This is a genomic window from Nonomuraea sp. B10E15 (genome assembly GCF_039871615.1).
GTDB lineage: Bacteria > Actinomycetota > Actinomycetes > Streptosporangiales > Streptosporangiaceae > Nonomuraea.
The window spans coordinates 21,999-48,293 of the sequence record NZ_JBDPMB010000017.1; the positions used below are offsets into that span (position 1 = coordinate 21,999).

Sequence of the window (26,295 nt, forward strand, 5' to 3'; positions counted from 1 at the left end):
TCTTGTCGCCCATGACGCAGGTGGGACACAGGACGGCACGTGCGCTGCTGCGCAGGCTCGCCGTCGAACAGGCCGAATGCAGGGTGCCGTCGCTGACGGCCGCGATCGTGCGCGACGGCGCGACGGCGTGGTTCGGCGGGCGCGGTCGCGTCGACGGCGCCGCACCGACCGCCGCCACCCAGTACCGGCTCGGATCGATCACCAAGAGCATGGTCGCCGTCGTCGTCATGCGGCTGCGCGACGAAGGCACGCTACGGCTGACCGACCCGCTGGACGAACACCTGCCCGGCGCGCCACTGGGGCACCTGACGATCGCCCAGCTGCTGTCGCACACCGCCGGTCTGACCGCGGAGCCGCCCACCGACTGGTGGGAGCGCACCCCCGGCGTGCCCGCAGCCGAGTTGCTGGACCGTCTCGGGCCTGGCGAGCTCAAACACCGGCCAGGCCGGCGTTTCCACTACTCCAACCTCGGCTTCGCGCTGCTCGGCGAGCTCGTCGCCCGCCTGCGCGGCACCACGTGGCTCAAGGCCGTACGCGCCGAGGTACTCGACCCGCTCGGCATGCACGACACCACCGCCCGGCCCCGCGCCCCCCACGCCACCGGCTACGCCGTGCACCCGTGGGCCGACGTGGTGCTGGCCGAACCCGAACACGACGCCGACGCCATGGGCCCCGCGGGACAACTGTGGTCCACCCCGCACGACCTGGCCCGCTGGGCGGCCTTCCTCGGCGGCGACACCGCGGGCGTGCTGTGCCCCGGCACCCTCGCCGAGATGCGCGAGCCGGCCGGCGTCGACGACGGCGACACCTGGACCGGCGGGTTCGGGCTCGGCCTGCAGCTGGCCAGGCCCGGCGGCCGCCGCCTGGCCGGCCACACCGGGTCGATGCCCGGCTTCCTGGCCACCGTGTGGGCCGACCCCGCGGCCGGCGCGGGGGTGCTGTTCATGGCCAACACCACTTCCGGGCTCAGCGGCAGGCTCGCCACCGACCTGCTGGACATCCTGGAGGAGTACGAACCGCGGCTGCCCGACGAATGGCAGCCGGCCGCCGCCGACCCCCACCTGCTGGAGCTGACCGGGTTGTGGCACTGGGGGCCGAAACCGTACGCGCTGCGGCTGCTGCCCGAGCGCGGGCTGTCGCTGGAACCGGTCGGCGGCGGCGGGCGGGCCTCCCGGTTCGTGCCGCAGGACGACGGCACGTGGCTGGGCCTGGACGGCTACTACGCCGGGGAGACGCTGCGGGTGGCGGCCGACCACCTCGACCTCAACACCTTCATCTTCACCCGCGACCCCTACGACCCCGGCGCGCCGGTGCCGGGGGGCGTGACCGGCTGGCACGCCTGACCCCAGCCGGACGGCCGCTCCTCTGGCGGTCGCCCGGCGCCGCGGCGCCGGGTCAACCATGTTCGGCCCGGTCCTGGGCAGGTGGGGCGGAACCCTCCCCCCGGTGTCCGGGGAGATCGCCGCGCTGATGCGGGAGCTCTCCCCGGCAGGAAGAGCTCGTCGAGTAGCGAGGACCGGCAACGATGCAGTCGAACGAAGACCTGGCGGCAGGCTCCGGCAGCCTGCGAGAGGCCGAGCAGGCGTTCCAGGCGGTACGCGGGCGCCTGTTCGGGATCGCGTACCGCATGCTGGGCAGCGTCAGCGAGGCCGACGACCTGCTCCAGGAGGTGTGGATCCGATGGCAGACGAGCGACCGGCGCAACGTGCGCAACGCCGAGGCGTTCCTCGCCACCACGACCACCCGGCTGGCGATCAACGTGCGGCGATCGGCACGGGCACGCCGCGAGACCTACGTCGGCCCGTGGCTGCCCGAGCCCGTCGACACCAGCGCCGACCCGGCGCTGGGCGCCGAGCGCGCCGAGGCCCTGGAAGTCGCGGTGCTGATGCTGCTGGAGCGGCTCACGCCCACCGAACGCGCGTCGTACGTGCTGCGCGAGGCATTCGACCACTCCTACGAGCGGATCGCCGAGATCATCGGGCACACCCCGGCGAACGTGCGCCAGCTGGTCAGCCGCGCGCGCAAGCACCTGGCCGCGGGGCGGCGCGCCAGCGTCGCCGCCTCCGAGCAGCGGCGGCTGCTGACCGCGTTCGTGGCGGCAGCCCGGTCAGGGGAGATCGCCGGGCTCGAGGCGCTCCTCGCCGAGGACGTCGTCTCCTACTCCGACGGCGGCGGCGCCGTGCGCGCCTCGAAGTTCCCGGTCGTCGGCCGCCACCGCGTGGCCAGGTACGTGCACGCGTTCGCCGGCACGTTCTGGCAAGGCGTGACGGTGGAGCCGGTCGAGGCCGACGGGCACGCCTCGGTCCGGCTGTCCCACGAGGGGCGGGTGGTCGCCGTCGTCACGGTGAGCGTCACCTCCGACGGCATCGACCGGGTGTTGTGGATGATGAACCCGTCGAAGCTCGCCGCGGTGGCCGCATGAGCCGCGCCGCCCGGCCCCGCGGGCGCCAGGGCCGGGCGATGCGGGCCACTCCGGCAAGGGCGGCGTGGCCGGGCCTATAGTGAGTCAGATGGCTGACTCGAAGGGTTCGCGGGCCACGACGGCGACCGCCAAACGGCAGCGGCTGACGGCCGCCGCCGCCCGGGTCGTGCACCAGCAGGGCGTCGAGCGCACCACCATCGCCGACATCGCCCGCGCCGCCGACGTTCCCGTGGGCAACGTCTACTACTACTTCAAGACCAAGGACGACCTCGTCGCGGCCGCACTCACCGAGCACGCCCACGCGCTGCGGACCCTCACCACCCGCCTCGACCGCATCCCCGACCCCAGGCAGCGGCTCAAAGGCCTCGTCGAGGCCTGGGTCGGCGAGCGCGAGCTCGCCGCCCGCTACGGCTGCCCCACCGGCACCCTCGCCGCCGAGCTGGGCAAACGCGAGGAGGGCGGCCTCCACGAGGAGACCGGCAAGGTCATCCGGCTGCTGCTCGACTGGGCCGGACGCCAGTTCCGGCAGCTCGCGCTGCCCGACCCCGACGGGCTCGCGCTGACGCTGGTCAGCGCCTACCAGGGCATGTCGCTGCTGGCCAACGCGCTGCGCGAGCCCGGCGTCATGACCCGCGAGGGCCGGCGGCTGACCGACTGGCTCGACTCCCTCCCCGACCTGCGCGACTGACCCGCGACCGGCTCGGCCGCCGTCGCGCGCCGCGGCGTCGTGCCGGACCGCCGGCGCGGGTAGGGTCCGAGCGGGAGGAGACCATGTGGTCACGCGCCTAGGGAGCCGGATGAAACCCGTGTACACGGCCGTCGCCGTCCACGTGCCCGCGCCGCCGGAACGCGTCTTCGCGCTGATCACCGACTGGCCGAGGCACCGGGAGTGGATGTTCATGACCACCGCCCGCCAGGTGGGCGAGCACGCCGTAGAGGCCTACACCGGCGTGCGGCCGTTCGGCTTCCTCGACACGATGACGATCACCCGCTGGGAGCCTCCCACTCTGGTGATCATGAACCACACCGGGTGCGTGGTGCGCGGCCGCGGCGCGATCCGGGTGCGGCCGCACGACGGCGGCAGCCGGGTCGTCTGGGCCGAGGAGCTGAGCCTGCCGTTCGGGCCGCTCGGCCGGGCCCTGTGGCCGCTGGCCCGCCCGCTCGTCCGCGCCCTCGCCCGCCACTCCCTGCGCAAGCTGGGCGCGCTGCTGCGCCGCTGATCCCGCCGACGCTGCGCGGGATCGGGTCGATCGACGCCGCACGGGGGCGTGCGCGGCTCCGGACGTGCGGTCAGATCAGGGCCGGCGGACCTGACGTCGGCCGGTCAGAACTGCGGGATTACCGTGGGAAGAGGTGTCGATCCGGCGTGGGGGACGACGCATGAAGCGACGCTCCATGAAGACTGTGATCGCCGCCGGGGCTTTCCTGGCCGCGATCGTCACGGGTTCGGGGGCCACCGTGGCGGCCATGGGATCTCCGCCGATCCCTTCCCCGAGTCCTTCTCCCACGGGCCCGCAGCCGACGTGCCCGGGCATGGGGCAGATGCGTCCCGTCACCAGCGAGTACGACTACCTGTCGCGGATGGTGCCGCACCACGAGGACGCCATCACTGCGGCCCGGCAGTTGCGGCGGTCCACCAGACCCGAGATGCGGCAGCTCGGGCAGTCCGTCGTCACGACGCAGACCGCCGAGGTCGGCAGGATGAAGGGCTGGCTGGAGCAGTGGTACCGGCAGAGCCCGGCGCCGAGCCCGAGCGGGACCACGATGCCCGACCTGCCGGGGTTGTCGGGAGATCAGCTCGACAGGACGTTCCTGCAGCACATGATCCCGCACCACATGATGGCGATCATGATGTCGCAGCAGCTCCTCATGCACGGTGAGGCGCAGCATGCCGAGGTCTCCGACTTCGCCCGCAAGGTGCGCGACGACCAGTGGGCGGAGGTCCGCACGATGCGGCAGTACCTGGCCCAGTGGTTCGGACAGGGGAACATGCCCTGCATCCCGGAAGCGCCCGGCATGCCCGCAAGCCCGAAATGACGCCAGGGCCATACCGGCGGTCATGGCCCTGGCTCGCGCCGGCGCGCTGAGCCGTTCAGGCCCCGGCCACCTGGGGAACGTTCACCCTGAGGTGGGAAACCAGGCGGGACGCCGTAACCGGGCGACGCACCGCCGAGGCGGGACGCGACCGTCCACGGGCGTCCGCCGTCATCACAACGACGCCGTCGAAGGAGACACCTGTCATGCGTGGAGCAGTTCTGCACGGTCCGGGCGACGTACGCGTCGAGGACCGCGCCGACCCGCGGATCGTCCAGCCCACCGACGCGATCATCCGCGTCACCGCGGCGTGCGTCTGCGGCTCGGACCTGTGGCCCTACCGCGGCATCGACCAGGGTGACGGCCCGGCACCGATGGGACACGAGTACGTGGGCGTCGTCGAGCAGACCGGCGACCAGGTTGAAACGATCAAGGTCGGGGACTTCGTCGTCGGCTCGTTCTTCGCCTCCGACAACACCTGCGAGATCTGCCGGGCGGGCTATCAGTCCCGGTGCGTGCACGCCGAGCTGATGGGCGCGATCGGCACCCAGGCCGAGTACGCCCGGATCCCGCTGGCCGACGGCACCCTCGTCGCCACCCCCGGCCAACCGGACGCGGGCCTCGTCCCCAGCCTGCTGACCGCCTCCGACGTGCTCGGCACCGGCTGGTTCGGCGCCGTCGCCGCAGAAGCCGGGCCCGGCAGGACGGTCGCCGTCGTGGGCGACGGAGCGGTCGGGCTGCTCGGCGTCCTGGCCGCCAGGCAGCTCGGCGCCGAACACATCGCCGTCTTCAGCCGCCACGCGGACCGGCAGGAGCTCGCCGTCGAGTTCGGCGCCACCGACATCATCTCCGAACGCGGCGACCAGGGCGTCGCCCAGCTGAAGGAGCTCACCGGAGGTCTGGGCGCGCACTCGGTCATCGAGGCCGTCGGCACCCAGGAATCGATGATGCAGGCCATCTGCTCCACCCGGCCCGGCGGCCACGTCGGCTACGTCGGCGTCAGCCACGACGTCGCGCTGCCGGGCGAGGAGCTGTTCTTCTCCGCCGTGCACCTGCACGGCGGCCCGGCTCCGGTCCGGCGCTTCCTGCCCGAGCTCATCGACCTGATCTGGGACCGGAAGATCGATCCCGGCAGGGTCTTCGATCTCGACCTCCCACTGGAGGAGGCCGCCGAGGGCTACCGGGCGATGGACGAACGCCGCGCCATCAAGACCCTGCTCCGCCCCTGACCCGCCACGAAGGAACAACCATGGGACTCAGGACTCCAGGAAGTGCAGCACGGCCAGCACCCGGCGGCTGTAGCCGGCCGTGTGCGACAGACCGAGCTTGTCGAACAGCGAGTTGACGTGCTTCTCCACCGCGCTCTGCGACACGTGCAGAGCCTGCGCGATCGAGGCGTTGGTCAGCCCCTGCGCCATCCGCTCCAGCACCTCGCGCTCGCGCGCGGTGAGCCGGGCCAGGGGATCGACCTGGGTGGTGCGGGCCAGCAGTTGCCGCACCACCTCGGGGTCGAACGCCGCTCCCCCGGCCCCCACCCGCTCCAGCGCGTCGAGGAAGTCGCCGACCTGCGCCACCCGGTCCTTCAGCAGATAGCCGACCCCTTCGACGTCCGCGCTCATCAGCTCGGTGGCGTACCTCTTCTCGACGTACTGCGACAGCACCAGCACCTTCACCGCCGGCCAGCGTGTCCTGATCTCCAGGGCGGCTCGCAGCCCCTCGTCGGTGTGGGTCGGCGGCATGCGCACGTCCACCACCGCGATGTCCGGCTCGTACGCCGCCACCGCCGACACCAGCGACTCGGCGTCGGCCACCGCGGCGGCGACCTCGTGGCCCTCCTCCACCAGCAGCCGGACCAGGCCCTCGCGCAGCAGCGTGGAGTCCTCGGCCAGGATCACCCGCACGGCAGCACCGCCGTGATCGACGTCGGACCGCCCGGCGGGCTGGTCAGCTCGAACGTGCCGTCCAGCGCCGCCACCCGCCTGGCCAGCCCGGACAGGCCGCCGCCCGCCGGGCTCGCGCCGCCGCGGCCGTCGTCGCGCACCCGCACGACCACCTGGGAGTCCTCCTCGTGCACCTCGACCGTGATGAGCGTGGCGGCGGCGTGCTTGGCGGCGTTGGTCACCGCCTCGCTGACCACGAAGTAGGCCGCCGTCTCCACCGCCATCGGCGGCCGTCGCCGCAGCTCGCAGGCTACCTTGACGGGAACGTTGGACCGCTCGGCCACGCCCGCCAGCGCCTCGCCCAGACCGAGGGAGTCCAGGCCGCTCGGATAGGCCCGCCAGGCCACCTCGCGCAGCTCCGCGAGCGCCTCCTGCGCCTCCTGGTGCGCCTGCTCCAGCAGTTCCGTGCGGCCCCGCTTCGAGCGTCCGATCAGCATCGACAGCGCCACCAGCCGCTGCTGCAGCCCGTCGTGCAGGTCACGCTCGATCCTGCGCCGCTCGGAGTCGACCGCGGCCACGATGCCGGCCCGGCTCTCGGCCAGCTCGGCGATCCTGCGTTCCAGCACCTGGGTGCGGTCGGGGCCCAGCATCCGCATGATCAGCATGCGCTCCAGCGCGTGCACCCCGACGATGCCCGACAGGTCGAGGAACAGCAGCACGCTGCCGGCCACCACGGTGTAGGCCAGCAGGGGCACGGACGGCAGCATGCCGTCCAGCGGCTTGCCCTGGCCCCAGAACACGACGATGTACACCGCCGCGCCCGTGCCGTAGACGAGCAGCGCGATCACCATCCCGCCCAGCAGCCCGAGCGGGACGCGCGCGGCGAGGTAGCGAGACGCGCCCAGGTCGCTCTCCGTGAGCGCGGTGAGGCCGGCGGTGTCCAGGCGCAGGCGGCGGGCTTCGAGCCGGGCCAGGCGCCGGGAGGCGGCGACGACGTTGGGATTGGCCAGGAACGGCAGCGCCACCAGCAGGAACACGAGCCCGCACAGCGCCGTCATGGCGCCGAGCGTCACGGCGCCGAGCAGCCGCAGGCCCTCAGCGGCCAGACGCATGCCTGCCCTTGCGCCGTTCGGTCAGCCGGACCCCGATGAACACCAGGATGGCCAGCACGACCAGGCCGACCACCACGTAGCTGCCGGCCCCCACGTACGTCTCGACGACCGACCACTGCTCGCCCAGGAGATAGCCGGCCATCACGAAGATCGTGTTCCAGATGAGGCTGCCGGCCGTGGTCAGCGCCGTGAAGATCGGCAGCGGCATGCGCTCCACGCCGGCGGGGATGGAGATCAGGCTGCGGAAGACGGGGATCATCCGGCCGAAGAAGACGGTCTTGCGGCCGTGGCGGCCGAACCAGGCCTCGGTCTTCTCGATGTCGGACGTCTTCACCAGGGGCAGCTTGGCGGCCAGCGCCAGGGTGCGTTCGCGGCCCAGCGCCGCGCCCACCCCGTAGAGCGCCAGGGCCCCCAGCACCGAGCCGAGCGTCGTGAACACCAGCACCTCGATCAGGCCCAGCTCGCCCCTGCTGGCGGTGAAGCCCGACAACGGCAAGATCACCTCGCTCGGCAGGGGCGGGAAGAGGTTCTCCAGCGCGATCGCGAGGCCCGCCCCGGGCGCCCCGAGGCTCTCCATCAGTCCAACCAACCAGTCAGTCATGGCAGCAACGCTAGGCAAGATCGGACATGACGGTAATGCGGCAGGTGGCCGTCCAGGACTGCGGTAAACCACAGCCCCGACGTACCGTACACTGTACGGCCGTGAGCCCCTTGACGGATCTGGTACGACACGCGGCAGTCTTCCAACCCGGCGATCCCCCCAGGTCGGGGGTCGTCGCCTTTCTCGATCCGGACGGCGAGTCCACCATGACGGTGGCCGAGCAGAACGGTGGCGAGGTGCGCACCCAGCAGGTCGCGGCGACCGTCGTGCCGGTGCACGAGGCGGTGGCCGCGCTGGCCCGGGCCCGCACCGGCCCCGACGTCCACCCTGCCACACGATTCTGGGGCGCGGTGGCCCTCGTGGCGCTCCAACTCGTCACGCGGGGCCGCCTGCTGCCCGGGGTGACGGCGGGCGAGCACGACTCCTGGCGGGCGGGGCCGCTGGACGCCGCCGACATCCGGCGCGTACGCGACCTGGCCGATGCCATGCCCGCCACTGCCCGCGCCGTACCCCTGGGAAACCCGCGGGACGCCGGGATCCGGCTGCCCGACGCCGAACCGCTCGTGCGCGCCTTCCTGGACGCGGTCGCCGACACCATGCCGCGCTCCCCCGGCGCCGTCAGGGCCACCGGCACCACCGCCTACGCCGCCATGAAGCCGGTCAAGGTGCCGCACCTGCGCGGATGGGCCGAGGAGGTGTCGGCCGGGCTCGACGCCGGCGTGCGCCTGTCGCTGCGGCTGGAGGCCGGCGACCTGTCCGGCGAGCCGGCAGGTGACCTCGCCGGTGAGCTGGCCGGTGAGCTGGCCGGTGAGCTGGCCGGTGAGCTGGCCGGTGAGCTGGCCGGTGAGTTCCGCGCCGTCGTCCAGGTGCACAGCCTGGCCGACCCATCGCTCGTCGTCGACGCCGCCGCCCTGTGGCAGGGCGGCGGGCACAGCGGCGGGCACAGCGGCGGGCACGGCCTCGGCGCCCGCGCCAGGATCGAGACCACCCTGGCCGTCCGCCGCGCCGCCCGCGCCTGGCCTCGCCTCGAACGGCTGCTCGACAGCGCGGTCCCCGACGAGCTCACCCTCTCCGACGGTGACGTCGACGACCTCCTCGCCGGCGCCGCGGAGCGCCTGGCCGCCATCGGCGTCGAGGTGCACTGGCCCAAGTCACTCGTACGCGGCCTGAGCGCCCGCGCGGTCATCGGCGAGCGCGACAGCGCCCCCTCCGACATGCCCTCCTTCCTCGGCGGCCACCAGCTGACCAGCTTCGACTGGCAGCTCGCCCTCGGCGGCGAACGCCTGACCCCCGCCGAGATGGACCTGCTCGCCGAGGCCCACCGCCCCGTCGTACGGCTGCGCGAGCAGTGGGTGCTCATCGACCCCGACCTGGCCCGCAAGGCCCGCCGGCGGGAGCTCAAGCCCCTGACCGGGCTCGAAGCGCTCGGCGCCGCCCTGACCGGGACGGTCGAGGTCGACGGCGAGCAGATCGAGGCCGAGCCCACCGCCTGGCTGCGCGACCTGCGCGAACGCCTCGCCGAGCCCGCCGACGCCGGCCCGCCGCCCGGGCTGGCCGCCACCCTGCGCGACTACCAGCTGGCCGGGCTGCGCTGGCTGGCCAGGATGACCTCCCTCGGCCTCGGCGGATGCCTGGCCGACGACATGGGCCTCGGCAAGACGATCACCGTGATCGCCCTCCACCTGCACCGCACGGGCACCGGCCCGACGCTCGTGGTGTGCCCGGCCTCGCTGCTGGGCAACTGGGAGCGGGAGATCACCAGGTTCGCGCCCGGCGTGCCCGTGCGCCGCTACCACGGCTCCGCCCGCACGCCCGCCGACGAGGGGTTCGTGCTGACCACGTACGGCACCATGCGTCTCGACGCCGACCGCCTGGCCGCCCACCCGTGGGGCCTGCTCGTGGCCGACGAGGCCCAGCACGTCAAGAACCCCGCGTCCGGGACCGCCAAGGCCCTGCGCGAGATCCCCGCCGCCGCCCGCGTCGCGCTGACCGGCACCCCCGTGGAGAACAACCTGTCGGAGCTGTGGGCCATCCTCGACTGGACCACGCCCGGGTTGCTCGGCCCGCTCAGCAGGTTCAGGGCGCGATGGGCCAAACCCGTCGAGTCCGGCGACCGCCAGGCGGCCGAACGGCTGGCGCGGCTGGTCGGCCCGTTCCTGCTGCGCCGCCGCAAGAGCGACCCGGGCATCGCGCCCGAGCTGCCGCCCAAGACCGAGACCGACCGTCCCGTCGCGCTCACCACGGAGCAGGCCGGGCTGTACGAAGCCGCCGTACGCGAGATCATGGCCCAGATCAGGGACGCCCAGGGCATGGCCAGGCGCGGCCTCATCGTCAAGCTGCTCACCGGGCTCAAGCAGATCTGCAACCACCCCGCCCACTACCTGCACGAGGCCGACCCGGGCATGCCCGGCCGCTCCGGCAAGCTCGAACTGCTGGACGAGCTCATCGACACCATCACCGCCGAGGACGGCGCGGCGCTGGTCTTCACCCAGTACGTCGCCATGGCCCGCCTGCTGGAACGCCACCTCACCGCCCGGGGCGTGGGCACCCAGCTGCTGCACGGCGGCACCCCGGTCGCCCGCCGCGAGGAGATGGTCCGCCGCTTCCAGGACGGCCGGGCGCCGGTGTTCCTGCTGTCGCTCAAGGCGGCCGGCACGGGCCTCAACCTCACCAACGCCGACCACGTCATCCACTACGACCGCTGGTGGAACCCCGCCGTCGAGGACCAGGCCACCGACCGCGCCTACCGCATCGGGCAGACCCGTCCCGTCCAGGTGCACCGCCTGATCGCCGAGGGCACGATCGAGGACCGCATCGCCGGCATGCTCGCCGCCAAACGTTCGCTCGCCGACGCCGTGCTCGCCTCCGGCGAGGCCGCCTTCACCGAACTGACCGACGCCGACCTCGCCGCGCTCGTGGAGCTGAGGTGAACGCCGCCCGCGGGTTCCCCGCCTTCGCCCCCCAGCGGGCCGGCGCCCGTTTCGCCACCTCCTGGTGGGGCCGCGCCTGGGTCAAGGCCATGGAGGACACCTCCCTCGACCACGTCCTGCTGCGCAAGGGCCGCGCGTACGCCAAGACCGGGCAGCTCGGCCCCATCACCGTCAGCCCCGGCCGCATCGCCGCCGTCGCCGAGAACGAGTACGACACCGTCGTACGCGTCGAGCAGCTCACCGGCGCCGCATGGGAACGTTTCCTCGGCCAGGTGGCCGCCAAGGCCGGGCACATCGCTGCGCTCCTCGACCGCGACATGCCGCACGACCTGGTCGAGGCCGCCCAGGACGCCGCCGTGCCGCTGCTGCCCGCCGTCGGCGATCTGGAGCCCGAATGTTCCTGCCCCGACTGGGGCCACCCGTGCAAGCACGCGGCCGCCCTGTGCTACCAGGCCTCGTGGCTGCTGGACGCCGACCCGTTCGTGCTGCTGCTCATGCGCGGGCGCGGCCGGGACGAGCTGATCGAGGCGCTCCAGCGGAGCGACGTCCCTGCCGGCGATCCCGCCCGTGAACCCGGGGGCGTGCCGGCCGCCGAGGCGTTCGCGCTGGGGACACCGCCGCTGCCCGCCCCGCCGCCGGACGACGTCGCCTTCACCCCGCCCGCGCTCGAGCCCGGCCCCGGCGGCGACATCGGCGTCGACGTCGCCGCGCTGGGCGTGCTGGCCGCCTCCGCCGCCTCCCGGGCGCGCGAGCTGCTGCTGCGCGGGCGGTTGCCCCGCCTCACCGACTACCAGGACCGCGTACGGCTGGCCGCCGAGCACGGCCTCGGGCTCGACCGCGGGCTTGAGGCCGCCGTCGAGGCCTGGAGGTACGGCGGCGCCGACGGCCTCGACGTGCTCGAAACCCCGTGGACGCCGCCCCGCCAGGACCTGGCCAGGGCGCGGGCCCGGCTGGAGGCCGGCTGGGAGGGCACGGGCCCGCCGCCCGTCGAGGCGTGGCGCAACCGCTGGACGCTCGGCCCGCTGCAACTGCGCTACGGGCGCGACGGGCGGTGGTACCCCTTCACCGAACGCGTAGGCTGCTGGTGGCCGGCCGGCCCGCCCGAACACGACCCGTCGGCCCTCGTCAGCGGTGGCCGGCCACGACCGACGGTGCCAGGACCGATGAGTTTCGGCACGCCACGGTGTCCACAACAGTAGGGAGGGAGTCTCCCCCCGAAAGCGACTGAGTCGGCCATCGGGGCCGAAGAGAGTGTGTGATACGCCATGAAGCTGGTTGTGCAGCAGTTCCTGAGCCTCGACGGTGTCTCCCAGGGGCCGGGGGCCCCGGACGAGGACACCAGCGACGGGTTCATGCGGGGCGGCTGGTTCGTGCCGCACCTGGACGAGGAGTTCGACCGGCTGGCCGGCACCTGGCTCCGCCAGGCGGACGCGTTCCTGTTCGGCCGCCGTACCTACCAGAACTTCGCGCGGGACTGGCCGAAGATGACCGACCATCCCTCCGCAGAGCTCATGAACGGGCTGCCGAAGTACGTGGCCTCCAACAGCCTGACCAGAGCCGAATGGAATCCGACCACGATCCTGTCCGGCGACGTCACCGCCCGGGTCGCCGAGCTGAAGCGGCGGCCCGGCAGGGAACTGCAGATCCACGGCAGCGCCCGGCTGGCGCAGTCTCTGCTGGCCGCCGGGCTGATCGACACGTTGCGACTCGTGATCGCCCCGGTGGTGGTGGGCCGGGGCCTGTTCCCGGACGGCGGCGCCCCCGCCGGCCTGCGGCTCGCCGGCCACCAGACGACACCGGGCGGCCTGTCGGTGCACACCTTCGAACCGACGGGGCTTCCGGCCTACGGGACCTACGGGACCGACACGTAGGTCCCGGGTGACGGCCCCGCGTCCCGATCACGTCCCCGGGCGCCCCGGCCATGGGCCGGGGCGCCCGGGGACGGGCTCTGATCGGCCGCGGGGCGGGCGTTCAGGCCAGGTTGAGCTGCCACGAGACGCCGAAACGGTCGTTGACCCAGCCGAACTTCGTGCTGAACCCGTAGGAGCCCAGCGGCATCAGCTCGCCCCCGCCCTCGGCCAGCGCCGCGTACAGGCGGTCGAGTTCCTCCTCGGTGTCGCAGTCGACGAACAGCGACATCGAGGGCGTGAAGTCGAAGCCGTGCGGCGTGGGGCTGTCCAGGCACATGTACTCCTGGCCGGCCAGCGTGAACGTGCCGCGCTTGACCGAGCCCTCCGCGCCGGGCTCGCCCGGGCCGAAGCGCTCCAGACGGGTCACCTTGGCGTCGTCGAACAGCGACACGTAGAACGTCATCGCCTCCTCGGCCTCGCCCTTCTGGAACATGAGGAACGTGTGAATCTTCTGGGTCATGCGGGGGACTCCTCCTCGGGAGCGTAGAAGGCGGTGGTGGCGGCCACGGCGGCGGCGGCCTGGTCGGCGGGGGCGCCCGCGGCCTGGAACGCCTCACCCCACGCCTGGCTGCTCGTGGTGATGAAGCTGCGGCCGTCGGCGGTCAGGTGGAAGGTGGCCTCGTCCACCTGCTCGCCGCCCGACAGGTGCAGGCCGAGGCCCAGCAGCGACAGGTCCCAGCCCACGCCGGTCGCGCCGGGCCCGTACTGCGACCACATCTCGGCCGGCATCTCGGCGGTGTGCTCGAGCTCGAACAGGGTGCCGCCGTCCTCGGCCGACAGCCGCACCTCGACCTCGGAGAAGCCGGGGTCGGGGCCGAACAGCCAGGTGACCTTGAGCAGGCGCGGCGGCTCGCAGCGCAGGATCTCGCCGCCCGCGTTGCCCTTGAGCTGGTACGTGCCCCCCACCCGGAGGTCCCCGGTGACCGGCAGGAACCAGCGGCTCAGCCGCTCGGCGTCGGTGCAGGCCTCCCAGACGTCCTCCACGTCCGCGTCGTAGTGGCGCCGCAGCGCCACGGTCTTGCGCTCGCCGTTGACCACCTCGCGGTGGGCTCGGTTGAGCTCGTCGATGAAACTCATCAAGTGTCCTTCGTGTCGTCTTGGGCGCGGCGTTCGCGTTTGCCTCGTGCCAGCTCGGTGGCCAGCGCGTCGAGCCGCTGGTTCCAGAAACCGCGAAATCGTTCCAGCCAGAGGTCGACCTCCCGCAGCGGCCCCGCCTCGACGGCGTAGAGCCGCCGGGCGCCCTGGGCGCGCACGCTGGCGAACCCGTTGTCGCGCAGCACCCGCAGGTGCTGGGAGACGGCCGGCTGGGAGATGCCGAACTCCTGCTGGATGACCGCGGTCACCTCGCCGGAGCTGCGCTCGCCCTCGGCGAGCAGCTCCAGGATCCGGCGTCGCACCGGATCTCCGAGGACGTCGAATGCGTGCACGCCGCTCACTATTTCAGGTCACACTTATATAAGTCAACACGGGTATAACTAGTCGTCCAGCCCGCGCGCGCTGAGCGCCTCCCCCAGCGCGTCGGCGTGCCGCAGCGAGCTCACCACCAGCGGCACGGCGAAGGCGCGCAGGCTGCGCTCGACCCCCCTGGCCCGCTGCGCCTCCCGGACGCGCACGGCCAGCGCAGCGATGACGGGCACGCTGCGTACGGTCAGCGACAGCAGCAACGACAGGCGGAACGGGTCGAGCCCGACCAGCCTCGCCGGCCCCAGACACCGTTCCAGCGCCGCCATCATGGCCGACGTGCGGGTGGTCAGCGTGACCAGCCCCGCCAGCGCGACGGCCAGCAGCACCCGCAGCGTCGTGACCGCCGCCCCCTCCAGGCCGACGAACACCCACTGCAGCCCGAACAGCGCCACCACGAAATAGCGCACCGGCCGCACCTGAGCCCACGCCGCCGCCGGCCCCACCCGCGACACCGCGTAGAGCCCGGCCACGACGGCCGCCGCGCCGGCCAGCGCCGCCGGCGAGGACAGCAGCACCAGCACCGTGCAGGCCACGGCCAGCCCGGCCAGCTTCGCCCCGGCCGGCAGGCGGTGCAGCGGCGAGGAACCCGGCACGTAGGCGCCGGTCAGGCTGTTCACGCCATCATCTTCCTGTAGTGGCCGATGGCCTCCTGCGGGCTGCCGTCGGCCACGATCCGGCCCTGGTCGAGCACCAGCACCCGGTCGAAGTCCGCCAGCAGCGGCAGGTCGTGGCTGACCGCCACCACCTGCTGCGGCAGCTCGCGCAGCACCTCGGCGACCTGGCGGGAATGGCGCAGGTCCAGCAGCGTGGTCGGCTCGTCCATCACCAGGATGTCCGGCTGCAGCACCATCACCGAACACAGGGCCAGCAGCTGCTTCTGGCCGCCCGACAGATGGTGCGCGGGATGGTCGGCGTGCCCGGCCAGCCCGTACGCGGCCAGCGCCTCGTGCACCCGCCGCGCCACCTCCTCCCGCTCCAGGCCCTTGCGGCGCAGGGAGAAGGCGACGTCCTCGGCCACCGTCGGCATCACGATCTGCGCGTCGGGATCGGTGAACAGGAATCCGACCGCCCGCCGGATCTTCGCCGCCTGCCGCCGGGTGTCGAGGCCGAGCACGGTCACGCTGCCCGAGGTGGGCACGGCCAGGCCGTTGATCAGCCTGGCCAGCGTGCTCTTGCCCGAGCCGTTGGCGCCGACCACGCCGACGCGCCGCTCGGGAAGGCGGGCGGTGACGCCGCGCAGCACGTCACGGCCGCCCAGCCGGACGTGCACGTCCGCGAACTCGATCACCTCACACCACCTCGAACAGCGCGGCCACGCCCAGGCCGCCGCCGACCGCGGCCGTCGCCAGGCCGAGCGTGCCCGGCGGGGCGCCGCCACGGACGAGCTGGGTGAACAGCCTGGCCACCACGACCGCCCCGGAGGCGCCCCACGGATGCCCCAGCGCCAGCGCGCCCCCGTCGGGGCACACCCGCTCCCCGTCGGCGCCGAGCGGGTCGAGCCCGAGCGCGTCGGTGACGGCCAGCACCTGCGCCGCGAACGCCTCCACGATCTCCACCGCCGCCACCCGTTCCATCTCGACTTCCGCACGCGCGAGCACCCGCCGCACGGCGGGCACCGGCCCCCACCCCGGCAGCCCGGGATCGCACCCGACGACGGACCCGGCCACCAGCCGCATCCCCGGCAGGCCCGCGCGCAGGTGGTCGGGCACGATGGCCACGGCCGCCGCTCCATCGCTGACCGGGGACGCGTTGCCGGCCGTCACTGTACCCCCGGCCACGAACGCCGCGGGCAGCCGGGCCAGCGACGACGCCCGCAGCGGCCGCGGCCGCTGATCGTCGGCCCGCCCGCCGACCGGCACGATCTCCCCCTCGAACCGCCCCGCCTCGCGGGCGGCCAGCGCCGCCGCGTGGCTACGGCAGGCGTAGGCGTCCTGGCGCTCCCTGACGACGCCGCACGAGGCCGCCAGCGCCTCCGCGGCCGGACCCATGTCCGGGTCGGGGTGCCCGGCGGGAGTGAAAGGCGCCCTGGCGTACGGCTCCGCCTCCCCCCGGCGGGTGCGCAGCGGCGCGGTCGACGCGCTCTCGACACCTCCCGCGATCACCAGGTCCGCGTCACCCGCGCGCACCGCCTGCGCGGCGAGCAGGATCGCGGCCAGGCCGCTGCCGCACTGCCGGTCGACCGTGACCCCCGGTACGGCGTGCCCGAGGCCGGCCGCCAGCGCGGACACCCGCGCCACGTTCCCGCCAGGGCCCATGCAGTTGCCCAGCACGACGTCCTCCACCGCCCGCCCGGCCCTGTCACCGGCCCTGTCACCCGCCCTGTCACCCGCCCTGTCACCTGCACCGTCACCCGTTACGTCGTCCACCACCGCGGCGATCACGGGGGCGGCCAGCCGGTCGACGGTCAGCTCCTTGTACGCGTGCCCGGCCGTGCCGATGGGCGTGCGCCGGGCCGCCACCACGACGGCCATCAGACCAGCCGCCGGATGTCGGGATCGCCGCCCGCCAGCCGCGCCGCCACCAGGGCGCGGGCGGGTTTGCCCGACGGCGTACGCGGCAGGCTCGGCACCGCGTACCAGCGGCGCGGCCGCTGAACCGCGTCCAGCCCGCCCCTGGCCATCGCCTCCAGCAGCTCCCGCGACGGCGGCGAGGCGCCCTCCGCCTCGAGAATCGCCGTGACCACCGAACCCAGGGACGGGTGCGGCGAGCCGACCACCACGACGTCGCCCACACCCGGCACCGTCCTGAGCACCTCTTCGACGTCCTCGGCCACGACGGTCGCGCCGCCGGTCTGGATCGCGCCCTCACCCCGGCCGCGCAACCGCAGCACCTCACCCTCCCGGTAGGGCCGCGCCACGTCGCCCACACTGGCCCAGCCGCCCGCGCCGCGCCGCAACGGGCCGGGCACGTCACCCAGATAGCCGTCGGCCAGCCACGGCGAGCGCACCCACACCTCGCCCAGCGCCGCCCCCGGCTCGGCCCTGACCTCGATCTCCACGCCGGGGAACGGGCGCAGCCCGCCTCCGTCGGCGTCGACGGCCACGAACGACAGCTCGGTCGCGCCGTAGTACGCCACGACGTTCACCCCCGCCCGCGCCGCGGCCGCGCGCCCTCCCGGGGCGAGGGCCGCGCCGCCGGCCACGGCCGTGCGCAGCGCCCCTGAGCCGCGCTGACGGCGTAGGACGTCGTCCAGCAGGTGCGGCACCAGGTGCACGACGGTGGCCGACTCCGCCCGGGCTTTCAGTTCCCTGCCGGGGCGGCGGCCGGGCAGGACGGCGGTCGCGCCGGCGGCCAGCGCGTGCACGGCGGCGAAGGCGTACAGGCTGGAGGTCAGCGGCCCCGGCACCAGGATCACGTCTTCGGCGCCGATCCCGGCCAGGTCGCTGAGGTGCGCGAACGAGTCCGTCCACGACGCGCGGCGGCGTAGGACGGCGCGCGGCCGGCCCGTGCTGCCGGAGCTGAAGCAGGCCCACGCCAGGTCGGCGGGGGCCGCGTGCGGGGTCATGGCCGGACCGGGCGCGTACGGGAGCGGCTCGGTCACCAGGAGGCCGGGCATGACCGCGCCGGTGAGGCGCGCCCAGCGCTCGCGCCCCCAGGCGGGGTCGCCCACCAGCGGCGTCGCGCCGGCCAGGTCGGCGGCGAGCACGGCGGTCAGCAGCGCGACCGGACCGGCCGGCCCGATCGCGACCAGCGCGCCGGGGCCGATCCCCCGGCCGCGCAGGTGCCGGGCGGCGCCCTGGAGGTTCGCGGCGAGCTCGGCGTAGGAGAGCTCGCCGTCCTGGCCGCACACCGCCGGCCGCGCCGGACGCTCGGCGGCGTGCCGCAGCACGTGTTCTGCTACCGGCATCGCGGGGTCAACGCTCCCCGGTGCGCAGCCGCTCGCGGTGCACGGCGGGCACCGCGTCGGGGTAGGACGCCTGCACTCCCCGGGCGACGTAGGCCGTCACGACCGCCTTGATCACGTCGCCGGGCAGGAACGCGGCCGTGAGCAGCGCCGCCGCGCCCAGCGACACGCCGGAGACCATCGCCTGGAAGGGAATCCCGACCAGGTAGACCACGCCGACGCCGCCCACCAGGCTCGCCACGAACAGCTGGATCCAGCCCGGCCGGCGGCCCGCCCGCTCGACCAGCCAGCCGGTCACGGCCGCGCCGGGCAGCCAGCCCAGCAGGAATCCCGCCGACGGCGCGGTGAAGGCGCCCAGCCCGCCGCGCCCGCCCGCCAGCAGCGGCAGGCCGGCCGCGACCAGCACGAGCAGCACGGCGACGGCCAGCGCCGCCCGCCATGAGCCGAGGATCGCGCCCGCCAGCATCACGCCCGCGGTCTGCAGGGTGATCGGGACCGCGTTGCCGAAGACGTTGATGGTGCCCGGCAACCCGAGCACGGCGATCAACGCGGCGAACACGGCCACTCTCGCCAGGTCGCCCGTGGGGAACCTGCGCTGCTTCCCTTCATCCTTCATGGGGTCGATCTCACACCAGAACGGCACGCTTCAGTCATGGAGGTATCCCACAACATTCAACGCGATCATCAGTTATCTCCCTGGAAGAGCGCACCCGCGCCTGTACGCCGCACGGGCGTCGCGTCTCCCGAGCGCGGAGTACACTCGCTCGGCGTTCCGTGGCGAGTACGACGCGGCCCGGAACGTGCTCGCCGCCGGGCCGGCGGAGAGCTGAAACACCTGTGGAGCTGGTGTAAGACCTCAACCAGAGTCCTCTCGGGCAGGCAACCGGCGGCGAAGCAGGACCCTCAGGGGCGCCCGTGAGGGTTCCCCTCGTCTGGAGGGGGAGAGGAAGTCAACCGCCACCGGGATGCGCGGCTGCTGTTCGTAGCAGAGCGCGCAGCAGGTGCCCGGCGGTGCCGGCCGGCACCTGGCCGGGGGTGTGGACGATCTGGGAGGCGAGCCCGTCGACGAACGTGTGCAGGAGAGCCGCCCAGAGCTCGACCTCGGCATCGGGGTGCGCGGCCGTGGCCTGTCCCGGGTCGCGTACCGGCTCGTGCCCGCGCAGGGCCGCGATGCACTGGCGGTGCAGCGCCCGCTGGTCGTTCCACGTCACCGAGCCCCCTTCCTGAGGGTGGTGACGCTCCCATTCCACGACCGCCGACCACAGCGCGTACTCCTCGCGCCGCTCGTCGTCGAGCGGCAGCATCTCCTCCACGATGGTGGCGACCTGCTCGACCACCGGGCCTTCGGTACGGGGCCGCTGGACGCGCGGGAGGACCCGCCGGCGGAGGGCGTCGGTGGTGGCCTGGACGACGTAGGCCTGCAACTCGTGCTGATTGCTGAAGTAGTGCCGCAAGGAGCCGGTGGACCAGCCGGCTTCGGCGGCGACGCCGCGGACGGTCACGCCGGCCAGCCCGTCGCGCAGGATGATCCGGATGGCCGCCTCGCCGAGCTCGGCCCGCCGCTGGTCGTGGTCAACGAGTCGTGGCACGTCCACATGTTAATACGCATGTGCTAACACGCCCGTGCTAGGGTACTGACACAGGCGTGTTATTACGATCCTCCGACCCCCGCGGGAGACAGGTTTGCCGATCGAGACGATCGTGGCGGTGCTGGGGCTGGCCCTGCTCGACACGCTGAGCCCCGCGGTGATCGGGATCACGCTCTACCTGCTGCTGGCCAGGCCGCACCGCGTGGGCCTGCTGCTCGGCGGCTATCTCGGCACGGTCGCGATCGCGTACTTCGCCCTCGGCGTGCTGCTCATGCTCGGCCTGGGCGCTGTCGTGCCCCGCGTCGATGACACCGTGTGGGCCTGGGGGCAGGCCGCCTTCGGCGCGGCCCTCGTGGTGGGCAGCTACTTCATCCCGGACCGGGACCCCGAACGCGCGTCCGTCAGGGCACGGTCCTTCACCATGCGCTCGATGCTGCTGCTGGGGCTGGCGACCTGGCTGTTCGAGTTCGCCACCGCCGTGCCCTACTTCGGCGCGATCGGCATCATGACCCTCGCCGGCCTGCCCGCCGCCCAATGGTCGCCGCTCCTCGGCGTCTACGTGACCATCATGGTGATCCCCGGCGTCCTGCTCTTCGCCGCATGGGCCGCCCTGGGCGAGCGGATCCGCGAACGGTTCGAACGGTGGCAGGGCAGGCTCGACTCCGGCTCCCGCACCACCCTGCGCTGGATCGTCGGGATAGCGGGAGTCCTCATCCTGCTGGACGCGTTGCCCGCCCAGATCACCATCACCGCGGGTCCGTGAGGTCCCTCCGTGTCGGTCCCCACGTCGCTCAGATGAGATCGCCGGCCTTGCTGAGCAGGTAGCGCTGCTCGACCTGGTTCGCGGTCAGGTCGGCCGCCTGACGGTAGAGCGCGGCTGCCCGCGTGGTGTTGCCGGTCATCTGGAGCAGGTGGGCGCGGACCGCGTGTTCCCGCTGCCTGGTGAGCGGGTGCCGGTCCAGGTGGTGGCGTTGGTTGAGGTCGTCCAGGAGCGCCATGCCGCGGGCCGGTCCGTGGGCGTGGGCCACCGCCACCACGCGGCTGAGCTGGACCGGTGCGGTGGGGGTGAGCCGTTCGAGCCACAGGTACAGCATGGCGATCTGAGCCCAGTCGGTCTGGTCGGGTGAGGAGGCAGCGGAGTGCACGGCGGCGATCGCGGCCTGAAGCTGGTAGGGGCCCGGCTGGTTGCGGTTCCAGACGCCGTCGATGAGAGCGGTGCCCTCGTCGATCAGGTCGTGGTCCCACCGGGCGCGGTCCTGCTCGTCCAGGGGAACCAGGTCACCGCCATCGGTGCGGGCGGCGCGCCTGGACTCGGTGAGCAGCATCAGCGCCAGCAGGCCGGTCACCTCGGCGTCGTCGCCGAGCGTGGCGTGAAGCATGCGGGTCAGGCGGATGGCTTCGCGGGTCAGGTCGACGCGGGCGAGCCGGTTGCCGGCGGTGGCGGTGTAGCCCTCGTTGAAGATCAGGTAGAGCACCCGCATCACGGCGGCCATACGGCTGTCGCGGTCGGCGTCGGTGGGCGGGGTGAAGCGGGCTCCGGCGCGGGCCAACCGCTGTTTGGCGCGGCTGATCCGGGCGCCCATGGTGGGCGCGGTCGTACCGTGGGCGTGTGCGATCTCGGCGGTGGTCAGGCCGCCGACCGCGCGCAGCGTGAGCGCCACCTGGGAGGTGGGGTCCAGCGCGGGATGGCAGCACAGCAGCAGCAGGGTCAGGCTGTCGTCGGTCTCGCGTGCGGGATGTGCCCGTCGCCCGGGTCCTTGCATGGCCAGCTCGGCCACTCCGGCCTGCTGCTCGCGGCGGTGGCGGGCCTGGTCGGAGCGGATCAGGTCGACCATGCGCCGGTATCCAACGCGGATGAGCCAGCTGCGCGGGTTCTCCGGGACGCCCTCGGCCGGCCAGACCTGGCTGGCGGTCAGCAGCGCCTCCTGCACTGCGTCCTCGGCGATGTCGAACCGGCCGAAGCGGCGGACCAGCGCGCCGAGCACCTGCGGCGCCTCGGTGCGCAGCAGGTGCTCGTGCTCGTGGTTCACGCCGCGAAGTCCTCACCCATGATCGGGCGGATCTCGATCGGTTCGCCGAGCGCCTCGACGATGCGTGCGGCGATCTCGACGGCGCGCTCCTTGCCGGCCACGTCGATCACGGCGAAGCTGGCCAGGACCTCCTTGAGCTCGGCGAAGGGACCGTCAGTGGCGACCACCTTGTCACCTTTGCGGTGGACGGTGGTGCTGACCGCAGGGTGTCCCAGGCCCTCGCTGGTGACGAACTCGCCGGAGGCGATCAGCTCCCGCTCCAGCTTCTGGTAGGTCGCGAAGGCGGCCAGCGCCTCCTCGGACGGGACGTCGGCGGTGGCGGCGTCCCACTCGGCGGCCGGAGTGTAGGCGAGCAGCAGGTATTTCATGGTGAATCCCTTGATGGATCGTCGCAGGCCATGTTAGGTGCGTCTCAGGCGGCGCGCCGCAGCGACGTCGCGAGGACGGTCGTCCAGGTGAAGGCGACCAGGCCGTTCAGGGCGATCTGGATGCTCATGTAGCCGGGCGACATCGGCACCAGCAGCACCAGCGCGGCGAGGGCGCTCAGCATGGCGGGCGGCGTCGCCCGGCGGCGGGCGCACCGGACGGTCATCACGATGGCCGCGATGGCCAGCGCGGTGAAGGCCACAGCGGCGGCGGCCGAGTGCACGATGCTGTGCCAGGACATCTGCGCGACCGGTCCCTCAGGGGTGCCGACCGGGAAGCCCTTCTCGGGGTCCATGGTGAAGATCCCGGCCGCCACCAGCCCGGCGCCGAAGATGCCCACCAGGATCGGCAGCGCCCGCCGCCCGACCCCTTCGGTGAGCGTGCGCCCGGCGCCGGCGGCCAGCGCCAGCGCCCCCGTCCCCGCGAGGACGAAGGAGAGGATCTGGATCCACCCCAGGTCGCCGGTGGACAGCTGGCTGATGGGGTGCCGGGTGATGTCGAAGCCCTCACGGGTGAGCATCTGCGTGATCGCCGAGGCGAAGAAGAGCGGCCCGGCCAGCGCTCCCGCCAGCAGCAGGCGTCCGGATGTCCGAGCGGTCCTGCGGACGGGAACGCCGGTGGCAGTGGTGGTGGCGGTCATGACGTCCTCCCTTGTCGGTGGGTTCTCGCTCGTTACCTCGGACCCGCATCGGCTTTCTTGACGGCGGTCGAATGTGATTCAGACCACACTGATTCCGTGTCAAAGCCCGGCAGAGGTCTCCGAGGTACCGGCGAGCAACCACAGAGGAGGACAACATGATCGAGACCCAGCAGCCCAGCCCCGAGTTGAAGGCCCTGGAACGCCTGGTCGGTACCTGGAAGGTCGCCGGCGGTGCGGAGGGCACCGTGCGCTACGAGTGGATGCCGGGCCGGTTCTTCCTGGTCCAGCACGTCGAGCTCACCCAGTTCGGCGAGCCGGTCACCGGCATGGAGATCATCGGCAACCTGCGTCCGTTCGGTGAGCCGACCGGGGCGGACGTGGTGTCGCGGTTCTACGACTCGGCGGGCAACACCTTCGACTACGTCTACGAACTGGAGGGCGACAGGCTGACCATCTGGGCCGGGGCCAGGGGCGGCCCGGCCTACTTCGAGGGCACCTTCGACGCCGACGACACCACGCTCACCGGTGCGTGGGTCTACCCCGGCGGCGGCGGGTACGCCTCCACCTCGACCCGCATCTGATCGAGGGACCGGTCTCCCGCCCTACCCGGAGAACATGTCGTAGCGGCGAGCCGCTCTGGACGGCTCGCCGCTACCGGCCTGGCCGCCGGCCGCCGAACATCAGCCGGCCGGCGGTCGCGGCGTCGAAGCGATCGTGGATCGCGGTGCGGTTCATGCCGGGTAGGCGTGGGTTTCGGTCGCCTTCACCGACACCCAGACCTGCCGGCCCGGGGTCAGGTCGAGGTCGGCGACGGCGGCGGGGGTGATGTCGGCGAAGGCGGCGACGGGGCCGTCGAGGTGCACACGGACGTTGTCGCCGTGGCGTTCGATGCCGTCGACGCGGCCCTGCCACAGGTTGCGCGGGCTGCCGTCGGGCCGGGAGCGGTAGAGCGCGACGGCCGCCGGCGGGAAGGCCACGAACACCGGTCCCTCCAGGTGTTGTGCGGTGGTCAGCAGCAGTTCGCCGACCCTGACCCGGGCCCCGTCGGCAACCCCCCGGTGCAGGTTGAGCCCGACCAGGCGGGCCACGTAGTCGGTGCGCGGGCGGCGGGCCACCTCGGCCGGGGCGCCCTGCTGGACGAGGGCGCCGTGCTCGATGACGATCAGCCGGTCGGCCAGCACCATCGCGTCGAGCGGGTCGTGGGTGACCAGGACGGTCGCGCCGTCGAAACCGGCCAGGTGGCGGCGCAGCTGGGAGCGGACCTCCAGCCGGGTGTGGGCGTCCAGCGCGGCCAGCGGCTCATCCAGCAGGAGCAGGCGCGGCCGCACGGCCAGCGCGCGGGCCAGCGCCACTCGCTGGGCCTGCCCGCCGGACAACTGGCGCGGCCTGGCGGAGGCCCGGTCCGCCAGGCCGACGCGCTCCAGCAACCGCGCGGCCAGACGACGGGCCTCCGCCCTGGCCACCCCCTGGCAGCGTGGCCCGAACGCGACGTTGTCGAGGGCCGAAAGGTGCGGGAAGAGCAGGTAGTCCTGGAAGACCATGCCGATCGGCCGCTGCTCGGCGGCCAGGCCGTCGATGGAGCTGCCGTCCAGCAGGATCCGGCCGCCGGTCATGGCGGTCAGCCCCGCCAGCGCGCGCAGCGCGGTGGTCTTGCCCGCGCCGTTGGGTCCGAGCAGCGCCACCACCTCACCCGGCGCGACCTCGACCTCGATGTCGAGCGTGAACGCGGCCCGTTCGACCACGAGACGAGCGTGCAGGGTCATGCCGCGCTCACCCACCGATCACGCAGGCCGGCCAGGATGGCGACGGAGACGGCCAGCAGCACCAGGCTGAGCACGATCGCCGCTTCCGGCTCGGTCTCCAGCGCCAGGTAGACCGCCAGCGGCATGGTGCGGGTGGTGCCGGGGAAGTTGCCCGCGAACGTGATCGTCGCCCCGAACTCGCCCAGCGCCCGGGCCCAGCACAACACCGCGCCGGCCACCACGCCCGGCATGACCATCGGCAGCGTCACCCGGCGGAACACCGTCCAGCGCGAGGCTCCGAGCGTGGCGGCGGCCTCCTCGAAGCGCTGGTCAGCGGCGCGCAGCGCGCCCTCCACGCTGATCACCAGGAACGGCATCGCCACGAACGCCTCGGCCACGACCACCCCGGCGGTGGTGAACGGCAGCGTGATGCCGAACGTGGCCTCCAGCCACTGCCCGGCCAGCCCGCGCCGCCCCAGCACCAGCAGCAGCGCGACGCCGCCGACCACCGGAGGCAGCACCAGCGGCACCGTGACCAGCGCCCGCACCAGCCGCCGGCCCGGGAACTCCACCCGGGCAAGCAGCCAGGCCAGCGGGACCCCGAACAGCAGGCAGAAGGCGGTGGCGAGGGTGGCGGCCACCAGCGACAGGCGCAGCGCCTCCAGCACGTGCGGCTCGGCCAGCCGCTGCGGCAACGTGGACCAGGGTGCCCGGATCAGCAGCCCGGCCAGCGGCAGCACCAGGAACGCCAGCCCTGCCAGCGCGGGCACGATCAGCATCCACGGCAGCCGCCCGGAGACCTTGCGACCCGCGGCCGGCCGCCCGGCGGGCGGGTCCACCGGGTGCGGTTGCCGTGGCGCAGAAGAGCTCATCGGAGATCAGGGAACGTCGAAGCCGGCTCTGGTCAGCACGTTCTCGCCCTGCTGCGACAGCACCAGGTCGACGAACTGCCGGGCCGTCTCACCAGCGGGAGCCTTCGCCAGCGCGGCGATCGGATAGTCGTTGACCGCCTGGTCCGCCTCCGGGAACGCGATGCCACGGACCCTGCCCGCCGCGGCGATCACGTCGGTCGTGTAGACCAGCGCCGCGTCCACCTCGCCCAGCCCCACCTTGGTGAGCGTGGCCTTGACGTCCTGCTCGAACGTCACCGGGGTGACCTTGAGCCCGGCCGCGTCCAGCGCCTTGACCGCCGCGGCGCCGCACGGCACCTGCTCGGCGCAGAGCGCCACCTTCACGTCCGGATCGGTGAGGTCCTTCAGCTCGTCCACCTTCGCCGGGTTGCCGGCGGGCACGGCGATCTGCAGCCTGTTGCGCACGAACGTCGTCGGCGAGCTCGCCAGGGACGCGTCGGTGACCGTCTTCATCGTGGCCGGGCTGGCCGAGGCGAACACGTCGGCCGGCGCGCCCTGCACGATCTGCTGGGCCAAGGTGGCGCTGGAGCCGAAGTTGAGCCTCACCGTGGTGCCCGGATGGGCGGCCTCGAAGGCCTTGCCGAGCTCGGTGAACGTCTCCGTCAGCGACGCCGCCGCGAACACCGTCACCTCCTTCGCGTCCCCGCCGCCGATGGTCGCGGACGAGGCCGGCCCACCGGAGCCGCATCCGGCCAGGCACACGAGCGCGAGCGCGGCCGGCAGGGCGATCGCCCCTCGGAAAAGGCGCCTGAACACCACG

Annotated in this window: 29 protein-coding genes; 11 read left to right on the forward strand and 18 right to left on the reverse strand. The window is 73.3% G+C overall.

Annotated elements, in window-relative coordinates; translation table 11 throughout:
• The first annotated feature begins 11 nt into the window (after positions 1-11).
• From ABGB14_RS34925 to ABGB14_RS34950, 6 genes are all read left to right on the forward strand, one after another.
• Complete coding sequence (locus ABGB14_RS34925; RefSeq protein ID WP_347648118.1) at positions 12-1,343, forward strand: serine hydrolase domain-containing protein; 1,332 nt, start codon at positions 12-14, stop codon at positions 1,341-1,343.
• Positions 1,344-1,525: 182 nt separating this feature from the next.
• Positions 1,526-2,422 (forward strand): RNA polymerase sigma-70 factor, encoded by an 897-nt coding sequence (locus tag ABGB14_RS34930; RefSeq protein ID WP_347648119.1) that lies wholly within the window; start codon positions 1,526-1,528, stop codon positions 2,420-2,422.
• Between the two features lie 88 nt (positions 2,423-2,510).
• The gene (locus ABGB14_RS34935; RefSeq protein ID WP_347648120.1) at positions 2,511-3,110 is read left to right on the forward strand and encodes a TetR/AcrR family transcriptional regulator; all 600 of its coding nucleotides are present in this window, start codon (positions 2,511-2,513) and stop codon (positions 3,108-3,110) included.
• Positions 3,111-3,219: 109 nt separating this feature from the next.
• Entirely contained in the window at positions 3,220-3,642 is a 423-nt protein-coding gene (locus tag ABGB14_RS34940; protein WP_347648121.1) for an SRPBCC family protein, read from the forward strand.
• A gap of 175 nt (positions 3,643-3,817) precedes the next feature.
• Positions 3,818-4,459, forward strand: coding sequence for a DUF305 domain-containing protein (locus tag ABGB14_RS34945; RefSeq protein ID WP_347648122.1), 642 nt, complete (start codon positions 3,818-3,820; stop codon positions 4,457-4,459).
• Positions 4,460-4,662: 203 nt separating this feature from the next.
• On the forward strand, positions 4,663-5,685 hold the full coding sequence (locus ABGB14_RS34950; protein WP_347648123.1) for a zinc-dependent alcohol dehydrogenase family protein: 1,023 nt from the start codon (positions 4,663-4,665) through the stop codon (positions 5,683-5,685).
• 27 nt (positions 5,686-5,712) lie between these two features.
• Here the strand turns inward: ABGB14_RS34950 and ABGB14_RS34955 are convergent, their stop codons facing one another.
• Genes ABGB14_RS34955 through ABGB14_RS34965 form a run of 3 tightly spaced genes read right to left on the reverse strand, consistent with a single transcriptional unit; the run spans position 5,713 to position 8,049 of the window.
• Positions 5,713-6,357, reverse strand: a complete 645-nt coding sequence (locus ABGB14_RS34955) for a response regulator transcription factor (protein WP_347648124.1) — start codon at positions 6,355-6,357, stop codon at positions 5,713-5,715.
• Positions 6,348-7,448, reverse strand: coding sequence for a histidine kinase (locus tag ABGB14_RS34960; RefSeq protein WP_347648125.1), 1,101 nt, complete (start codon positions 7,446-7,448; stop codon positions 6,348-6,350). Before ABGB14_RS34960 ends, ABGB14_RS34955 begins: the two co-directional genes overlap by 10 nt.
• Positions 7,432-8,049: a DedA family protein gene (locus tag ABGB14_RS34965; RefSeq protein WP_347648126.1), complete on the reverse strand. Its 618-nt coding sequence runs from the start codon at positions 8,047-8,049 to the stop codon at positions 7,432-7,434. Before ABGB14_RS34965 ends, ABGB14_RS34960 begins: the two co-directional genes overlap by 17 nt.
• A 101-nt stretch (positions 8,050-8,150) precedes the next feature.
• Between ABGB14_RS34965 and ABGB14_RS34970 the strand changes: the two genes are divergently transcribed.
• The 3 genes from ABGB14_RS34970 (at position 8,151) to ABGB14_RS34980 (ending at position 12,850) form a co-directional block, all read left to right on the forward strand.
• The gene (locus tag ABGB14_RS34970) at positions 8,151-10,979 is read left to right on the forward strand and encodes a DEAD/DEAH box helicase (protein WP_347648127.1); all 2,829 of its coding nucleotides are present in this window, start codon (positions 8,151-8,153) and stop codon (positions 10,977-10,979) included.
• Complete coding sequence (locus ABGB14_RS34975; protein WP_347648128.1) at positions 10,976-12,178, forward strand: SWIM zinc finger family protein; 1,203 nt, start codon at positions 10,976-10,978, stop codon at positions 12,176-12,178. The genes ABGB14_RS34970 and ABGB14_RS34975 overlap by 4 nt, the downstream gene beginning before the upstream one ends.
• A gap of 66 nt (positions 12,179-12,244) precedes the next feature.
• On the forward strand, positions 12,245-12,850 hold the full coding sequence (locus ABGB14_RS34980; RefSeq protein WP_347648129.1) for a dihydrofolate reductase family protein: 606 nt from the start codon (positions 12,245-12,247) through the stop codon (positions 12,848-12,850).
• Between the two features lie 100 nt (positions 12,851-12,950).
• On the opposite strand, the gene ABGB14_RS34985 is transcribed toward ABGB14_RS34980, so the two are convergent.
• The 9 genes from ABGB14_RS34985 to ABGB14_RS35025 all read right to left on the reverse strand — a co-directional run bounded on the left by ABGB14_RS34985 (position 12,951) and on the right by ABGB14_RS35025 (position 19,786).
• Entirely contained in the window at positions 12,951-13,349 is a 399-nt protein-coding gene (locus ABGB14_RS34985; protein WP_347648130.1) for a VOC family protein, read from the reverse strand.
• Complete coding sequence (locus tag ABGB14_RS34990; RefSeq protein WP_347648131.1) at positions 13,346-13,966, reverse strand: SRPBCC family protein; 621 nt, start codon at positions 13,964-13,966, stop codon at positions 13,346-13,348. Before ABGB14_RS34990 ends, ABGB14_RS34985 begins: the two co-directional genes overlap by 4 nt.
• Positions 13,966-14,316: a metalloregulator ArsR/SmtB family transcription factor gene (locus ABGB14_RS34995; RefSeq protein ID WP_347648132.1), complete on the reverse strand. Its 351-nt coding sequence runs from the start codon at positions 14,314-14,316 to the stop codon at positions 13,966-13,968. The genes ABGB14_RS34990 and ABGB14_RS34995 overlap by 1 nt, the downstream gene beginning before the upstream one ends.
• Positions 14,317-14,364: 48 nt before the next feature.
• Positions 14,365-14,970: an energy-coupling factor transporter transmembrane protein EcfT gene (locus ABGB14_RS35000; protein WP_347648133.1), complete on the reverse strand. Its 606-nt coding sequence runs from the start codon at positions 14,968-14,970 to the stop codon at positions 14,365-14,367.
• Entirely contained in the window at positions 14,967-15,641 is a 675-nt protein-coding gene (locus ABGB14_RS35005; RefSeq protein ID WP_347648134.1) for an ABC transporter ATP-binding protein, read from the reverse strand. The genes ABGB14_RS35000 and ABGB14_RS35005 overlap by 4 nt, the downstream gene beginning before the upstream one ends.
• A 1-nt stretch (position 15,642) precedes the next feature.
• Positions 15,643-16,824, reverse strand: a complete 1,182-nt coding sequence (locus tag ABGB14_RS35010) for a thiolase family protein (protein WP_347648135.1) — start codon at positions 16,822-16,824, stop codon at positions 15,643-15,645.
• The gene (locus ABGB14_RS35015; protein WP_347648136.1) at positions 16,824-18,200 is read right to left on the reverse strand and encodes an AMP-binding protein; all 1,377 of its coding nucleotides are present in this window, start codon (positions 18,198-18,200) and stop codon (positions 16,824-16,826) included. The genes ABGB14_RS35010 and ABGB14_RS35015 overlap by 1 nt, the downstream gene beginning before the upstream one ends.
• A 7-nt stretch (positions 18,201-18,207) precedes the next feature.
• Positions 18,208-18,813 (reverse strand): biotin transporter BioY, encoded by a 606-nt coding sequence (locus tag ABGB14_RS35020; protein WP_347648137.1) that lies wholly within the window; start codon positions 18,811-18,813, stop codon positions 18,208-18,210.
• A 334-nt stretch (positions 18,814-19,147) separates the two neighbouring features.
• Positions 19,148-19,786, reverse strand: a complete 639-nt coding sequence (locus ABGB14_RS35025; protein ID WP_347648138.1) for a TetR family transcriptional regulator C-terminal domain-containing protein — start codon at positions 19,784-19,786, stop codon at positions 19,148-19,150.
• A 94-nt stretch (positions 19,787-19,880) separates the two neighbouring features.
• Here ABGB14_RS35025 and ABGB14_RS35030 point away from each other — a divergent pair, with 94 nt between their 5' ends.
• Entirely contained in the window at positions 19,881-20,549 is a 669-nt protein-coding gene (locus ABGB14_RS35030; RefSeq protein ID WP_347648139.1) for a GAP family protein, read from the forward strand.
• Between the two features lie 28 nt (positions 20,550-20,577).
• On the opposite strand, the gene ABGB14_RS35035 is transcribed toward ABGB14_RS35030, so the two are convergent.
• Genes ABGB14_RS35035 through ABGB14_RS35045 form a run of 3 tightly spaced genes read right to left on the reverse strand, consistent with a single transcriptional unit; the run spans position 20,578 to position 22,882 of the window.
• Entirely contained in the window at positions 20,578-21,816 is a 1,239-nt protein-coding gene (locus ABGB14_RS35035) for a DUF6596 domain-containing protein (RefSeq protein WP_347648140.1), read from the reverse strand.
• Entirely contained in the window at positions 21,813-22,184 is a 372-nt protein-coding gene (locus ABGB14_RS35040; RefSeq protein ID WP_347648141.1) for a YciI family protein, read from the reverse strand. Before ABGB14_RS35040 ends, ABGB14_RS35035 begins: the two co-directional genes overlap by 4 nt.
• Positions 22,185-22,228: 44 nt before the next feature.
• Entirely contained in the window at positions 22,229-22,882 is a 654-nt protein-coding gene (locus ABGB14_RS35045; RefSeq protein WP_347648142.1) for a DUF998 domain-containing protein, read from the reverse strand.
• 155 nt (positions 22,883-23,037) lie between these two features.
• Here ABGB14_RS35045 and ABGB14_RS35050 point away from each other — a divergent pair, with 155 nt between their 5' ends.
• A complete protein-coding gene (locus ABGB14_RS35050; RefSeq protein WP_347648143.1) occupies positions 23,038-23,463 on the forward strand; it encodes a hypothetical protein in 426 nt (141 codons plus the stop codon).
• Between the two features lie 150 nt (positions 23,464-23,613).
• On the opposite strand, the gene ABGB14_RS35055 is transcribed toward ABGB14_RS35050, so the two are convergent.
• The 3 genes from ABGB14_RS35055 to modA all read right to left on the reverse strand — a co-directional run bounded on the left by ABGB14_RS35055 (position 23,614) and on the right by modA (position 26,294).
• Positions 23,614-24,645, reverse strand: a complete 1,032-nt coding sequence (locus ABGB14_RS35055; protein WP_347648144.1) for an ABC transporter ATP-binding protein — start codon at positions 24,643-24,645, stop codon at positions 23,614-23,616.
• Positions 24,642-25,403, reverse strand: a complete 762-nt coding sequence (locus ABGB14_RS35060; protein WP_347648294.1) for an ABC transporter permease — start codon at positions 25,401-25,403, stop codon at positions 24,642-24,644. The genes ABGB14_RS35055 and ABGB14_RS35060 overlap by 4 nt, the downstream gene beginning before the upstream one ends.
• Positions 25,404-25,502: 99 nt before the next feature.
• A complete protein-coding gene (modA, locus tag ABGB14_RS35065) occupies positions 25,503-26,294 on the reverse strand; it encodes a molybdate ABC transporter substrate-binding protein (RefSeq protein ID WP_347648145.1) in 792 nt (263 codons plus the stop codon).
• Between the last annotated feature and the right edge of the window lies 1 nt (position 26,295).